At 66.3% G+C, this 14,353-nt stretch carries 13 protein-coding genes; 7 read left to right on the forward strand and 6 right to left on the reverse strand.

The genetic code is table 11. The annotated features are described in order from the left end of the window. Window positions 1-49 precede the first annotated feature (49 nt). A complete protein-coding gene (locus A5747_RS03135; protein ID WP_076122212.1) occupies window positions 50-1,297 on the reverse strand; it encodes a D-alanyl-D-alanine carboxypeptidase family protein in 1,248 nt (415 codons plus the stop codon). A 184-nt stretch (window positions 1,298-1,481) separates the two neighbouring features. Here A5747_RS03135 and A5747_RS03140 point away from each other — a divergent pair, with 184 nt between their 5' ends. Together A5747_RS03140 and A5747_RS03145 are read left to right on the forward strand one after the other, a co-directional pair. Next, a complete protein-coding gene (locus A5747_RS03140; protein ID WP_076122241.1) occupies window positions 1,482-1,718 on the forward strand; it encodes a hypothetical protein in 237 nt (78 codons plus the stop codon). A 107-nt stretch (window positions 1,719-1,825) separates the two neighbouring features. Beyond that, window positions 1,826-3,067 carry a hypothetical protein gene (locus A5747_RS03145; RefSeq protein ID WP_076122213.1) on the forward strand — a complete coding sequence of 414 codons (1,242 nt, stop codon included), beginning with the start codon at window positions 1,826-1,828 and terminating at the stop codon, window positions 3,065-3,067. Here the strand turns inward: A5747_RS03145 and A5747_RS03150 are convergent. Continuing rightward, window positions 3,064-5,961: an RND family transporter gene (locus tag A5747_RS03150; protein WP_076122214.1), complete on the reverse strand. Its 2,898-nt coding sequence runs from the start codon at window positions 5,959-5,961 to the stop codon at window positions 3,064-3,066. The genes A5747_RS03145 and A5747_RS03150 overlap by 4 nt on opposite strands. A gap of 85 nt (window positions 5,962-6,046) precedes the next feature. Next, the gene (locus tag A5747_RS03155; protein WP_076122215.1) at window positions 6,047-7,375 is read right to left on the reverse strand and encodes an aspartate aminotransferase family protein; all 1,329 of its coding nucleotides are present in this window, start codon (window positions 7,373-7,375) and stop codon (window positions 6,047-6,049) included. A gap of 29 nt (window positions 7,376-7,404) precedes the next feature. Here A5747_RS03155 and A5747_RS03160 point away from each other — a divergent pair, with 29 nt between their 5' ends. Beyond that, entirely contained in the window at window positions 7,405-8,319 is a 915-nt protein-coding gene (locus tag A5747_RS03160; RefSeq protein ID WP_076122216.1) for a sigma-70 family RNA polymerase sigma factor, read from the forward strand. A 34-nt stretch (window positions 8,320-8,353) separates the two neighbouring features. After that, on the forward strand, window positions 8,354-8,848 hold the full coding sequence (locus A5747_RS03165) for a PPOX class F420-dependent oxidoreductase (RefSeq protein WP_076122217.1): 495 nt from the start codon (window positions 8,354-8,356) through the stop codon (window positions 8,846-8,848). Here A5747_RS03165 and A5747_RS03170 read toward each other — a convergent pair. Both A5747_RS03170 and A5747_RS03175 read right to left on the reverse strand, forming a co-directional pair. Continuing rightward, window positions 8,815-9,900 (reverse strand): alpha/beta hydrolase, encoded by a 1,086-nt coding sequence (locus A5747_RS03170; protein ID WP_076122218.1) that lies wholly within the window; start codon window positions 9,898-9,900, stop codon window positions 8,815-8,817. The genes A5747_RS03165 and A5747_RS03170 overlap by 34 nt on opposite strands. A 66-nt stretch (window positions 9,901-9,966) precedes the next feature. Next, a complete protein-coding gene (locus A5747_RS03175) occupies window positions 9,967-10,722 on the reverse strand; it encodes a helix-turn-helix transcriptional regulator (RefSeq protein WP_083700063.1) in 756 nt (251 codons plus the stop codon). A 153-nt stretch (window positions 10,723-10,875) separates the two neighbouring features. On the opposite strand from A5747_RS03175, the gene A5747_RS03180 reads away from it, so the two are divergent. From A5747_RS03180 to folE, 3 genes are all read left to right on the forward strand, one after another. Continuing rightward, window positions 10,876-11,994: a PPE family protein gene (locus tag A5747_RS03180; protein WP_076122220.1), complete on the forward strand. Its 1,119-nt coding sequence runs from the start codon at window positions 10,876-10,878 to the stop codon at window positions 11,992-11,994. 101 nt (window positions 11,995-12,095) lie between these two features. Continuing rightward, entirely contained in the window at window positions 12,096-12,572 is a 477-nt protein-coding gene (gene queD, locus A5747_RS03185) for a 6-carboxytetrahydropterin synthase QueD (protein WP_255376688.1), read from the forward strand. Window positions 12,573-12,588: 16 nt separating this feature from the next. Beyond that, the gene (gene folE, locus A5747_RS03190; RefSeq protein WP_076122221.1) at window positions 12,589-13,152 is read left to right on the forward strand and encodes a GTP cyclohydrolase I; all 564 of its coding nucleotides are present in this window, start codon (window positions 12,589-12,591) and stop codon (window positions 13,150-13,152) included. A 36-nt stretch (window positions 13,153-13,188) separates the two neighbouring features. Here the strand turns inward: folE and A5747_RS03195 are convergent, their stop codons facing one another. Further along, window positions 13,189-14,262, reverse strand: a complete 1,074-nt coding sequence (locus A5747_RS03195) for an NAD(P)-dependent oxidoreductase (RefSeq protein ID WP_083700068.1) — start codon at window positions 14,260-14,262, stop codon at window positions 13,189-13,191. Window positions 14,263-14,353 lie beyond the last annotated feature (91 nt).

Below are 14,353 nucleotides of genomic sequence, written 5' to 3' on the forward strand. Positions count from 1 at the left end.
CGCGAATGGACCGCAGCATCCTTGAGTTTCCGCGAATTGTTATGTGCGGCTAGTGCTGCGGGCGGCGGTTCATCGAGCGCGCGACCATGATCAACGCGAACACGATGATGGCGCCGATGACGGCCACGCCCACCCGCACCGGCAGCGCGTCTGCCGACGGCAGGATTCCGCCCGCCTGGGCGTCGTTGGTCTGCCGGTCGGCCCCCGCGTCCGGCTTCGCGGCCATCAGCGAGCGGTCGGGTTCGATCAGGTTGCCGACTTGGGTGCCCGTCGGGGTGCTGAAGCCGTAGTCCAGCAGGTGCGCGGCCTGCTCCCACGGGGCGATCGGCTGCCGGGTTCCGTGCAGCAGCACCGCCATCAGGCGTCGCCCGTCGTGGTTGGCCGCGCCGACGAAGGTCTGCCCGGCGTCGTCGGTGTAGCCGGTCTTGCCGCCCAACGCGCCCGGGTATTTGAACAGCAACTGGTTGTCGTTTTCCAGCTCGTAGCCGGGATGGTCGCCGTGGCCGGGGAAGTCGAACGTCCGGGTGGCCACGATGTCGGCGAAGGTGGGGTTCTGCCACGCGTACCGGTAGAACAACCCGATGTCGTAGGCCGACGTGCTCATGCCGGGTCCGTCCAGTCCCGACGGTGTCACCACCCGGGTGTCCTGGCCGCCGAGCTTGGCGGCCAGGATGTTGATCTTCTCCAGCGCCTGCTGCATCCCGCCCAGCTGCATGGACAGCGCGTGCGCGGCGTCGTTGCCGGAGTGCATCAGCAGCCCGTGCAGCAATTGGTTGACGGTGTAGGTACCGCCGTCGTCCACACCCACTTTGGTGCCTTCGGCGGCCGCGTCGTCGGGGGTGCCGACGACGGACTTGTTGAGCGGCAGCGCGTTCAGGGACGCCATCGCCACCAGCACCTTGATGATGCTGGCCGGGCGGTGACGGCCGTGTGGGTCCTTGGCGGCGACGACGGCGCCGCTGTCCAGGTCCGCGACCAGCCAGGCGTCGGCGGAGACGTCGTTCGGCAGCGGCGGGGTGCCCGGCGCGGCGACGATGCCGCAGCCGCCGAGCGCGTCGCCGCCGACCGGCTTGGGCGGCACCGCCAGCGGGACCGGCGCGTCACCGGCTTGCGGCACCTCCGACGAATCCACCGCGGGCGGAGTGTTCACCTGGTACGGGCAGTTGGCGGGACCGGCGTTGGGTCCGGGGGTGGGCTCGGCGTTAGCAAACGCCGGCACAGCAACCGGCACAGCGATTGGGGCGCCGGCCATAAAAACGGCCGCTGCCAGGCATGACGCGGAACGTAACAGGCTCATTGTTTCAGCAGACTAGGCGATCGGGAGGTCAATTCCCGGGAGCCGCGCTGTGACTGATGGGGCAGATGTTACAAACTCGCCGATGCGGGCGCGGACGGCGCCGAAGCACTACGCTGACACCATTCAAAACAACCGATTTTGGTCCAGGTGGCGGCGCGACGGTGACGATTCCGCGCCGCGATCGCTGGAACAGTTGCTCAAGCAGGTCGAGAAGGGGACGCAGGTTCGCAGCTCCGGGGCCGACGGTGTGTTGGACGACCTGAAGCAGCATCGCGACAGCACCACCAACGCCGACCTGCGTTCGGCGCTCGCCTGGCTCTGCAACGCGCAATCGCGGATGGCGAGCAGCCCGTCGCCGGCGCATTCCAGGGATGTGTTGCTGGCCGCGTACGAAGTCAAACGGGTCCTCGCCATCGGCTAAGCCGCTGCCGGGTCTGGCTGTTCCCCCGATCGGGGGACATGCGATTCGTCCGGCCGTATCCGATCGGAGGATAGTTCTGCCTGCTCAGCGCCCATAGTGTCGGTGTCATGGCCGGATCGCTGGACGGGGTTTCCGTACACACGAACCCGTTCCCGCGCCTGCCATCCCAGGGCGCGTTCTACACCGCCGGGATGCAGTTCAGCAACGGCGCGGTGGTGTTGCCGTTCATCTGCGCACACCTGGGGCTCACCTGGCTGGCCGCGCTGCTGTTTCCGGCGTACGGGCTTGGCTCCATCGTGGGGAACTCGGTGTCTCCCGCGGTCCTGCGGCGAGTGGGCCAGGTGCGGCACCTGCTGCTGGCGGCGATGGCGGCGAGTGCGGCCGCGCTGATCTTGTGTGGGGCTGTGATCCGTTGGAGTGGCGTGCTCGCCGGGGCGGTATTTCTGCTGATGAGCGCCGGGGGCGGAGTCCTCGTCGCGGTATCCAATGTCGCCTACCCGGACATGCCGCCCAGCAAGCTGTCCGCGCTGAGGCTGCTGATGGTCCAGGGGGCCATCGCGTCGGTGGTGGCCACCGTTGCCGCACTGTTCCTGGTGCCCGGGTTCGCCACCGGTGACAAGGCGACGTTGCACCGCGATCTGCTGTGCCTGGGCGCATTCGGCCTGGCCGCCGCCGGATTCGCGGCCCTGTTCGTCGGCCCGGCGAGGTCCACGTCGACCGCCCCGAGGATCTCCGTCCGCGACACCTGCCGGCAGGGCTTCGGGGTCGCCCGCACCCAGCCCTGGTTTCGCCGATACGTGATCACGTGCCTGTTGTTCGCCCCGCTCTCGCTGGGCACCACCTTCTACGCCCTGCGTACCGCGCACGAGAGCGGCACGCTGCGTGTGTTGGTGGCCCTGTCCAGCGTCGCACTGGTCATCGGTTCCGCGCTGTGGCGCAAGGTCTACCAACTGTTCGGCGTTCGCGGCATGCTGCTGGGCAGTGCCCTGCTCAGCGCCGCCGCCGGCGTGCTGTCCATCGCGGCAGAGGCGCGCGGCCAGTGGGTTCACATCTGGGCCTACGGCAGCGTGTTCCTGCTGGCGACGGTGGCCGCCCTGGCCGTCTTCGCCGCGGCGATTTCGTGGATCGGCGTGGTCGCCGCCGAACCCCACCGCGGGATACTGATCGGGTTTTGCTCGATGCTGCTCGCCATCGAAACCACGGCCCTGGGAGGCGCCCTCGGCGGCATCGCACAAAACCACGCCACGATCTGGCCGGTCGCCGTCGTGCTGATCCTGGCCGTCGCCGCCGCCGTCGCGGCACTGGGCGCACCCGCGTCGCAGCCGCGCGTCGCCGCGGAGCCGGCCTAGCGCCGGGTCGGCTGCGCCGGCTTTTCGGTGGGCGTCTGCAACAGGGCGCGCACCACGCGACGCGGTCCAGACGGCCGAAGCATGTGGCTGGCGGGGCGCGGGCGCACCCGTTGGGGCCACCAGAACCAGCGCCCGAGCAGCGCGGCGATGGACGGCGTCATGAACGAGCGCACGATCAGCGTGTCGAAGAGCAAGCCCAGCCCGATGGTGGTGCCGATCTGTCCGATGATCCGCAAGTCGCTGAAGATAAAGAGCGACATGGTGACGGCGAAGACCATGCCGGCGGCCGTCACCACCCCTCCGGTGCCCGCCATCGCGCGGATGATCCCCGTATTCAGACCGGCACCGATTTCCTCTTTGAGCCGGGAGACCAGCAACAGGTTGTAATCCGATCCCACCGCCAAGAGCAGCATCACCGACATCGCCAACACGAGCCAATACAGATCGATGCCGAGCAAGTCCTGCCAGACGAGCACCGATAGGCCGAACGAGGAGCCCAGCGAGAGCAGCACCGTGCCCACGATGACCGCGGCGGCAACCACGCTTCGGGTGACGATCATCATGATGATCACGATGAGGCTGATCGCAGCCACTCCGGCGATCAGCAGATCGTAGGTGGCGCCCTCTTGTAGGTCTTTGAACGTCGCGGCGACGCCGCCCATCGAGATCACGGCGCCCTGCAGCGGAGTTCCCTTGATGGCTTCTCTTGCCGCCTGCTGGATCGGCTCGACACGGGAAATGCCCTCAGGCGTGTCGGGCTCCCCCTCGAGGGCAATGATGAAGCGGGCCGCCTTGCCATCGGGCGACAAGAACATCTTGAGGCCGCGCCTGAAATCCGCGTTGTCAAAGGCGGATTGGGGCAGATAGAACGAATCGTCGACCTGGGCGGCGTCGAAGGCTCGCCCCATGGCGCCGGGGTCTTTGCTATTCATCTCCTGCTCGTTGTCGAGAGACGCAAGTGTGCTGTGCCAGACCAGCATCATGTCCCGCATGATTTTCATCGTCGATAGCATCGGCAGCATCTGCGCTCGCATATCCGGCAAGAGCCGGATGAGAACGTCCAGATCCTTGGTGAGAAAGCGCAGCTTCTCGCTGAGCTGGTCGACATTGTCGAACGTGTCGAATACCGATCGAATCGCCCAGCAGACCGGGATATCGAAACAATGTTTCTCCCAGTAGAAATAGCTACCGATCGGGCGAAGGAAATCCGAGAGATCCGCAAGGTGATCCCTTATCAAGTCGGTGGTGTCCGACATGTCGTGGGTGAGGTGATCCATGTCGACGGTGTCGTCGACAACTCCGCCCATGAGCTGATACATGCGCTGCATCGCTTCGATCGACACATCCATCGCGTGTACCTGGATCAGCATGTCGTTCAATCGATCCTTCATGAAACCCATGTTTTCGGCGTTCACTACGCCTTGCATGCTGATGATGAACGGAATCGACGTGTGCTTGATGGACGTTCCCAGCGGCCGGGTTATCGATTTCACCTGCGCGACGCCGGGGCTGTGAAAGATCGCCTTCGCTACCTTGTCCAACACCAGCGTGTCCACCGGATCGCGCATGTCGTGATCGGATTCGAGCAACAGCACCTCGGGGTTGAGCCGCGCCTGCGAAAAGTGTCGACCCGCGGCCGCATCCCCGACATTGGACGGCATGCTAGGAGACATGAATTTGCGTAGGTCGTAAGTCGCCTTGTAAGTCGGCAACGCGAGCAGGCCAATAGACGCAACCAGACATGTCGTCACGAGTACTGGGCCGGGCCAGCGGACGATTGCGGTGCCCACTCGGCGCCAGCGCCGGGTGTTGAGCCTTCGCTTGGGATCGAAGAGCTTGAAGATGCTGCCAACGGCCAGCACCGCCGGCCCGAGCGTGAGTGCGGCGAGGACCGCAATCAACATGCCGATGGCACACGGAGCGCCGAGCGTCTTGAAATACGGAAGCCGGGCAAGGCTCAGGCAATACATGGCGCCGGCGATGGTCAACCCCGAGCCCAAAATCACATGGGCGGTCCCGCGAAACATCGTGTAAAAGGCCGTTTTTCGGTCCTCGCCTGCATAGCGCGCCTCGTGGTAGCGGCCCAGCATGAAGATCGTGTAGTCCGTGCTGGCGGCAATGGCCAACAGGGTGAGCAAGTTGGTTGCGAACGTCGAAAGACCGAAAACGTTGTGGTAAGCCAGAAACGCGACGGTCCCGCGGATTGCCCCCAGGTCGACCACGACCATGACCAGGACGAGAACCATGGTGACCACGGACCGGTAGATGAAGAGCAACATCACCGCGATCACCGAGGCGGTGATCAGCGTGACCTTGGCGACGCTCCTGTCACCAGCCTCCGTCTGATCGGCGATCAGCGCGTACGGGCCGGTGACGTAGGCCTTGACCCCGCGCGGCGCCGGGGTGCCATTCACGATATGCCGGACGGCGTGAACGGAGTTGTACGCCTGCGTTTCGTTGTTGCCGACGAGGTACACCACGACGTACGCGGCCTTGTCGTCCGCGCTTTGCGATCCGCCCGCCGTCAGGGGATCACTCCAGAAGTCCTGGATGTGCGCGACGTGACGGGTGTCCGCCGAAAGCTTGCGCATCAGGTCGTCGTAGAACCGGTGCGCAGTGTCGTCGAGTGGCTTGTCGCCTTCCAGCACAATCGTCACCCGGCTGTTGGAATCAAACTCGCCGAATACCTGACCCACATGCTTGATCGCCTGAACCGCGGGCGCGTCCTTCGGGCTCAGCGATACGGAGCGTGCTTTTCCGACGACTTCCAGCTGTGGGACGGCAATATTGAGAATGGCTGTGAGCCCTAGCCATAACAGGACGATCGGCACCGCAAAGCGGGTGATCATCCGCGGCATGAACGGCGCTTTGGGGGGCCGGCTGAGAGCGCCCATCGCGCAGAACGTACACCTGCGACGGGCAAGCGCGACTTGTATTTCAGCTAATCGTTATGTTTGCCGGCGTTCAATCTACGGCAATTCAGGCCGACTCCACCTCGCGGAGCACGGTGCGCAGGATGGATTCGATCGTGTCGAACTCAGCCTGGCCGCTGATCAGCGGTGGGGCCAGCTGGATGACGGAATCGCCGCGGTCGTCGGTGCGGCAATACAGCCCGGCCTCGAACAGCGCCGCCGAGACGCGGCCCAGCAGCGCTCGGCGTTCGTCGTCGCTGAAGGTCTGCTTGGTCGCCTGATCCTTGACCAGTTCGACGCCGTAGAAGTATCCGTCGCCGCGCACATCGCCCACGATGGGCAGGTCGTACAACTTCTCCAGGGTGGCGCGAAATGCCGGCGCGTGCGTCTTGACGTGGTCGTTGAGACCCTCCCGCTCGAAGATGTCGAGGTTGGCCAGCGCCACCGCGGCCGACACCGGATGCCCGCCGAACGTGTAGCCGTGCGGAAACATCGTCTTGCCGTCGTCGAAGGGCTCGAACAACTTCTCGCTGGCGATCATCGCGCCAATCGGTGAGTAGCCCGACGTCATGCCCTTGGCGCAGGTGATCATGTCGGGCACGTAACCGAAGTCGTCGCAGGCGAACATCGAGCCGATCCGGCCGAACGCACAGATCACCTCGTCGGAGACCAGCAGCACGTCGTACTCATTGCAGATCTCGCGGACCCGTTCGAAATAACCCGGGGGCGGCGGGATGGAGCCGCCGGCGTTCTGCACGGGTTCCAGGAACACCGCCGCGACGGTCTGCGGGCCCTCGAACTCGATGGCCTCGGCGATCCGGTCGGCGGCCCACTGCCCGAAGGCTTTCGGGTCGGTGTCGAACGGTTCGGGTGCGCGGTAGAAGTTGGTGTTGGGCACGCGGAAACCGCCCGGCGTCACCGGCTCGAATGGCGCCTTGTACAACGGCAGCCCGGTGATCGCCAGCGCGCCCTGGGTGGTGCCGTGGTAGGCGACCGACCGCGAAATCACCTTGTGTTTCCCGGGTTTGCCGGTGAGTTTGAAGTACTGCTTGGCCACTTTCCACGCGGTCTCGACGGCCTCGGTGCCCCCGGTGGTGAAGAACACCCGGTTGAGGTCGCCCGGCGCGTAGCGCGCGAGGCGTTCGGCGAGCTCGATTGCGGGCGGGGTGGCATAGCCCCACAGCGGGAAGAACGCCAGGGTGCTGGCCTGCCGGGCGGCGACCTCGGCGAGTTCAGCGCGGCCGTGGCCGACCTGCACGGTGAACAGACCGGACAGCGCGTCGAGGTAGCTCTTGCCGCGGTCGTCGAAGATGGTCACGCCCTCGCCGCGGGTGATGATCGGCGGCGTGAAGTTGGGGCCGTGCCGGGTGAAATGCAGCCAGAGGTGTTCGGTCATCGCCGCGAGCGTAACGCTAGGCTCGCGATATGACCGCAGCGCAGCAGGTCAGCGAGTTCGAAGAGCTGCGGCCGCATCTCCTGTCGGTCGCCTACCGGCTGACGGGAACGGTGGCCGACGCGGAGGACATCGTCCAGGACGCCTGGTTGCGCTGGGATTCCGCGGAGACCGCGGGCGCGATCACCGACCTGCGCGCGTGGCTGACCACCGTGGTGAGCCGGCTCGGGCTGGACCGGTTGCGCTCCGCCGCGCATCGCCGCGAAACCTACACCGGCAATTGGCTGCCCGAGCCGGTGGTCACGGGTTTTGACGAGCCCGATCCGCTGGCCGCGGTCGTGGCCGCCGAGGACGCCCGGTTCGCGGCGATGGTGGTGCTCGAACGGCTCACTCCCGATCAGCGGGTCGCGTTCGTGTTGCACGACGGGTTCGGCATGCCCTTCGCGGAAGTGGCCGAGGTGTTGGGGATCAACGAGGCCGCCGCCCGTCAGCTGGCTTCGCGGGCCCGCAAGGCCGTGGCCGCCGAACCGCCCCCGGAGCCCGACCCGTCGCACAACGAGGTGGTTGGCCAGCTGATGGCCGCAATGTCCGCCGGCGATGTGGAGGCCGTGGTGGCGCTGTTGCATCCGGACGTGACGTTCACCGGCGATTCGAATGGCAAGGCGCCCACCGCAGTTCACGTCATCCACGGACCGGAGAAGGTGGTCCGGTTCATGCTCGGCCTGGCCCGCCGCTACGGCCCCGATTTTTACACGGCCTATCAGCTGGGGCTGGTCAACGGCGAGCTGGGCATCTACACGGCCGGCTTCCCCGCCAGCGACGGGTACCGCGAGATGTGTCCGCGGGTGATGGCGATGACGGTGCGCGACGGAAAGGTTTGCGCCCTATGGGATATCGCCAACCCCGACAAGTTCACCGGTTCTCCGCTGCGGCGTGAGCGGCCGTAAGTCAATCGAGTCAAGAGGGGATTGGAGAGAGTACATGGCCGGCAGCGTCGCCGAAGCGATGGGCAAGTTGATGTTCCGCGCCATGGATAAGATGCGGCACCGCGGCGCCTTTGACGTCGGCGCCAGGACCCCGCAAGGTACGGACTTCAGCGGTTTCGAGAAGACGCGGCAGATCCTGTTGGTGACGTTCAAGCGTTCCGGCGAGGCGATGCCGAGCCCGATCAATCACGGTGTCGCCGGCGGGAAGATCTACGTGCGCACGGATGGCTCCACCGGAAAGGTCAAGCGGATCAAGAACAATCCGCGCGTCGTGGTGGTGCCGAGCAGCCTTCGCGGCAAGCCGAGAGGGCAAGCTGTGGCCGGGGTGGCCAGGATTCTGCCCGAGTCCGAACATCAGCACGCGGACAAGGTGATCGCGGCAAACTGGAGCCTGCCGATGAAGTTGTTCGAGCGCAGTCTGGACAAGGGCAGCGCCGCGTTCGACATCCCGACCACCTACATCGAGATCGCACCCGCGCCCGAGGCTTGATCAGCGCGCATCGTTTCCAGCCCGACCCGCAGCGCACCCGCTGCCTCGCTGGCCGCCTCGGCGAACCGGCCGCCGAGGCTGACGAAGTTGAGGTATGCGTGGGGCAGGTCAGCCTGACGTGTGAATGCGACCGGGATTCCGTTGGCGCGCAGCGTTTTCGCGTATGCCTCGCCCTCGTCGCGGATCGGATCGAAACCGGCGCTGGCGACATAGGCGGGCGGCAAGCCGGTGACGTCGCCGTGCAGCGGTGACAGTCGCGGATCGGCGCGATCGGTTCCCGGCGGTATGTAGTTCGCCAGCGCCCACTCGAGGTTCGCGTCGCTGAAGGTGGAGCCCCGGGCGAACAGGTCGCGCGACGGACGGCGCGTGCTGAGGTCTGTCGGCGGATACATCAGCAGCTGAAACGCCGGCACCGGACCGCCCCGCCGCACCGCCTGCTGCGCGGTGACAGCCGCGAGATTGCCTCCGGCGCTGTCGCCGCCGACCGCGATGCGGCCGGGGTCCGCGCCCAGATCGGTGGCGTGGCGGTGCGCGTGCGCGAATGCGGCGACGGCGTCGTCGACGGCCGCGGGGAACCGGTGCTCGGGCGCCCGCCGGTACTCGACCGACAGCACGCGCACGCCGGCGTGGCTCGCGAGGTACCGGGCGACGGGGTCGTGGCTCAGGCGTGAGCCGACGGAGAAGCCGCCGCCGTGGAAATACACCAGCAGCCCCGACGGCTCGGGCACGTCCGCGGGCGTGTACAGGGTGGCCGGGACGCCGCCGTGCTCGGCGGGGATGGTGATTTCCCGCGTCGCGATGGGGACCGGCGATTCGTACGGCATGATTCGCGAGAGTTGGTCATAGCGCGCGCGGGCGTTGTCGACGGGGTCGGTGAAAACGTCGGAGCCCGAGAGGTTTTTGAGCCGGATCACCAATTGCGCGTCGAGGGTGAGTTCCTGCCCGTCGATGCGGACCGGAGGGCCGGCCAACAACCGTCGGACCGGTCTGGGCAACGCGAAGAGGGCCCGGATGACGGCGGCCTTCGTCTGGGTACCTAACGGTGCTGTCATGGGATTTGTCCGTTCGCCATGTCCCAAGCGTGGGTCAGCGGCGAACGGGGCGCTTGTATGGATCCGTCAGATCTCGCGAACCGCTTGCGCGAAGGAGCGCGGGGCTGCGCCGGTCATCTCCCAGCACACCTTGTTGGCGTGCGAGCCGTCGGCGAATCCGGCCAGGTGGGCGGCATCGGTCACGGAGTGCCCGTCGAGGAGGTGGCCGACGGCGGTCACCAGCCGCTGCCAACGGATCGTGGCCGACAACGAGACGCCGGTCTGTTGTCGGCATAGCCGCCCGAGGTAATCGGGCGACAGCGCAACGGCATTCGCGACCGAGGCCACGTCGACGTGGGCGGGAACCTGGCTCGACACGACGTCCATCGCCCGCCGCAGCTGTGGGTGAACGGACGGCGGTTCGCCCGGGCGCCGGTCGTGTGTCCCGCACAGCTCGTCGACGAGTAAGTCCGCCGCGGCGCGTGGGCCGTCGGTGGCCAGTGACGCCGCGGCCGCCTCGGCCAGTCGTTGCCCGTCGTCCACGATCCAGACTCCGTGCCGGCCGCGGCTGTGACCCAGCGTGTTCAGCGCGAAGCCCTGCGGTGTCTGCAACCCGAAATACAGCGTCAACGCCCCGGATCCCGAATCCGACCGCACGGCGTGGCGTGCTCCGCTGGCGACGACTACCAGCCGGCACACGTCCTGCGCAGCGCCGTCGCGCGTGACCATAACGGGACCCTGCGCACCGACTGTGACCTGAACTGCGGGGTGGTGGTGGACGGCGAGGTCGGAGAATCCGCCGCCCGCAATGAGCCGCCCCGGCTGCACATCCCAGACGCGCATGCCGCCACTTTAGCGCCGGCCCGCGGTACGGGATCCGTCGATTGGGGGGCAGGGACCCGTACTGGGTTCTGCCCAGTCAGCCGATACGAATGTCGAAATCGGCTGGGCACCGTAGCTATGTGGTTCGCATTACACCGGCAAGACGGTCGAGCGATGGATTTCGCAGCACTACCGCCGGAAATTAACTCCGCCAGGATGTATGCCGGGCCGGGGCTGGGTCCGATGCTGGCGGCCGCGGCCGCCTGGCATGGATTGGCCGCCGACTTGCATGAGACGGCAGCGTCGTATGCCTCGGTCATCTCCGGACTGACCGGCGGGCCGTGGCAAGGCTCCGCGTCGGTATCGATGGCATCGGCGGCCACACACTACTTCGCGTGGATGAGTGCCACCGCCGCCCAGGCGGCGCAAGCGGGCACCCAGGCCCAGGCCGCCGCCGGCGCGTATGAGGCAGCGTTCGCGATGACGGTTCCTCCATCCGTGATCGCGGCCAACCGGGCCGCGCTGATGGCGCTGATTGCTACCAACGTCGTCGGGCAGAACACCCCTGCGATCGCGGCCACCGAGGCGCTCTATGCCGAGATGTGGGCCCAGGACGCCGCTGCCATGTATGGCTACGCCGCCGCGTCGGCAGCAGCCGCGACGTTGACACCGTTCACCCCGCCGCCGCCGGTCACCCACCCCACGGGCCCGCTGGCGGGAACCCGCGCGCAGACGGTCATGTCGAAGGCCTCGCGAGTAATCTCTGCGGTCCCGCACGCGCTTCAGCGGCTCGCGTCGCCCGACCCGACGAATCACCCCCTTTACTACCTTGTCGACATCGTGGCCAACATCGGTGTGGTTGCCGCATCGGCTTCGTCGGTTCTGAGCTCATGCATGGCGACAATCGGCACCATGGGCGGGCTCGCGAACGGCCCGGCGCCGGTCGCGGGTGCCCCGGCTACCGCAGCTCCGGGAGGCCTGCCTTCCGTCGCGGGCGTTGCGGGATCGGCGGGTCTGGGGGTCGGCGCGGGTGCGGCGTCGGCGGGTCTGGGTCGGGCGACATCGATTGGCCCGCTCTCGGTGCCGCCGAGCTGGACCACGTCGTCTGCGACAAGCCCTATGGCCTTGGCTTTGGGCAGCACCCCCTTCACCGCACCTCCGAGTAGCGGGCCCCCGGGCGTGCCCGCAATGCCGATAACGGGCCTGGCGGCGAACGCCAACGGCAACGGCAACGTCGTTCCAAAATATGGGTTCCGCCCCACGGTGGTCATTCGCACGCCGGCCGCCGGCTAACAAAAAGCTGTGCGCTCCACCGATCGCAGGAGCCGCCTTCCACCGCCCAAACCCGCAACGGTTGGATTGTCCAGACCGGAAGCGGGCCTTACGTTCTCGGTATGCCAAAGACGTCGTCCCTTGCGGACATAGCTCATCCGTCAAGCCAAATGGGAAATAACCCATCAGTCCGTGCCAGCGCAGTACATCCGACGTTGGCGGATGGGCAAGTCCCTACGAGCAGTGCGATCGAGGTGTTCAAAGTTTTCACTTTCGAGGCCGCGCATTTTCTGCCGAACGTTGCAGCAGGCCACCAATGCGGTTTCCTTCACGGTCATAGCTACAAAGTGGTTGTGGGCGTCAAGGGAATCCCCAACTCGCACACCGGTTTTGTCGTTGACTTCGCCGAGATCAAGTGCGCGATCAAGCCCGTGCTAGATGAGCTCGACCACAGTGCGCTGAATCACTTCATTGAGAATCCGACGTGCGAGAACGTCGCCTGCTGGATCTGGCAGCGGCTGCGCATTCCCGGACTTTCCTACATCGAGGTGTGGGAGACCGCAACGTCCGGCTGTCGCAAAAACGCCGTCTCCGCCTGACGAAAGGAAGCGAGCTATGGATCTCGCCGACGCTGAGGTCGCTGTGAAGGCGCTCCTGGTAGCGATGGACGTCGATGAGCACGATCACACCGCCGATACTCCCGGCCGCGTGGCGCGGGCGTGGCGAGACATGCTCGCCGGCTATCGCGAGGATCCCGCCGACCACCTCGGCCGCGTGTTTCCGGCGCCGCAGGAACCCGGGCTGGTGATCGTGGAGGGGATTACGTTGATGTCCACGTGCGCTCACCATCTGCTGCCGTTCACCGGGCACGCCACCGTCGCGTACCGACCCGGGCCCGGTCAGCGAATCGTAGGGCTGTCGAAGCTGGCACGGCTGGTACACGGCTATGCGCGGAGGCTACAGGTCCAGGAACGGATCGGTTGCCAGGTGGTCGACGCCATCGCCGACCGGCTACACCCTTCGGGTGCAATGTGTCTCATCACCGCCACTCACGACTGCATGAGACTTCGGGGCATCAGCGAGCCTCATGCGGGTACGACCACCGAGACGCGCCGCGGCAACTTACTAGATCACGAGGTCGCGTTGATCCACGCGCGGCATCAGCGCGTGCGCCGTTGACGGTAGGGCAAATCAGCCGACACAGCAGCTGATAAATCAGCCGGCGAGGGCCGGGATGGCATGTGAGTGGTTGTGGCACTTGGCATTAGCAAGCTGATCGCGACACACCCGAACACGGTGCTGACCGCTCGTTGGATGGAACACTCCCAAGTGGTACGAACTGCTCGGGTACTCCTTTACCCCGACGAGTTGTGATAACGGCGTGCGCACGGAGTCGCCGCGTGCGACTCTGGCTGCGATCGCGTCCAGATCGAACCGCGGGTGCCAGCCCAGCTCATGGCGCGCTCTGGCGTTGACGTACACACGGTCCAGGCGGTGGGGGAACCGCCAGCCTCGTTCTCTCCAAGCGGCCGCGGTCACCGGCGAGCGGCGCGCGAATACCGACTCCGCGTCGGTTCGCAACTCGGCCATGTCATCACGCGTGAACGGTGTTGTGGCCGCGATGACGTAGCGCGCAAACCCCAGACGCGGCGCCTGCTGTGCCGCTTTCAGGTGCGCGTCGACGGCATCTTCGAGCGCGACCCGGCGTGACGCGTATTCGTTGGCCTTCACGTTATCGTCGCTGCGCCCGTCATGAACGTCTGGCATATCGTCGCCGTCGGCGAAGAATCGCGCGGTGCGCAGCACTACGCAGGGCAGGCCGTCGTTGCGGTGCGCCAACTGGCAGAGGTCCTCGGCGGCGGCCTTGGTAACGCCGTAGATGTTCTTGGGAATCGGCGTCACGGATTCGTCGATCCACGCGGCGGGCCGCCCCGGCGACGGCACGAGCGCGTCACCGAACACCGTCGTTGACGATGTCATCACGAACGCGCGAACGCCGACCCCCACCGCCGCATCCAGAAGGGTCTGCGTGCCACCGATATTGGTGTTCAAGAATTCCTGGCGCGGCACGAATGCCAGCTGTGGCTTGTGCAGCGTGGCGGTGTGGAACACCACATCCACGTCGGCCATTAGCTCGCGTGTCAGCCCTGGATCAGTTATGGAGCCAACAACATTGGTCCACTTCGACGGCCGTGCGTCGAGCCCGACGGTGTCGGCGCCGCGGGCACGCAGGGTGCGCACAAGCGCTTCGCCGAGGTGACCGGAACTGCCCGTTACCAGGGCCCGCATCGGGGCGTTGGGATTGCTCATGGATGCTCCGGCTTCGCTGGCATTCGTCTGCCGAGCGTGACTCGCTCGGGTCACCACCACTATTTCGTGG

Origin of the sequence: Mycobacterium sp. IS-836 (assembly GCF_001954275.1) — a bacterium.
Classification (GTDB): Bacteria; Actinomycetota; Actinomycetes; order Mycobacteriales; family Mycobacteriaceae; genus Mycobacterium.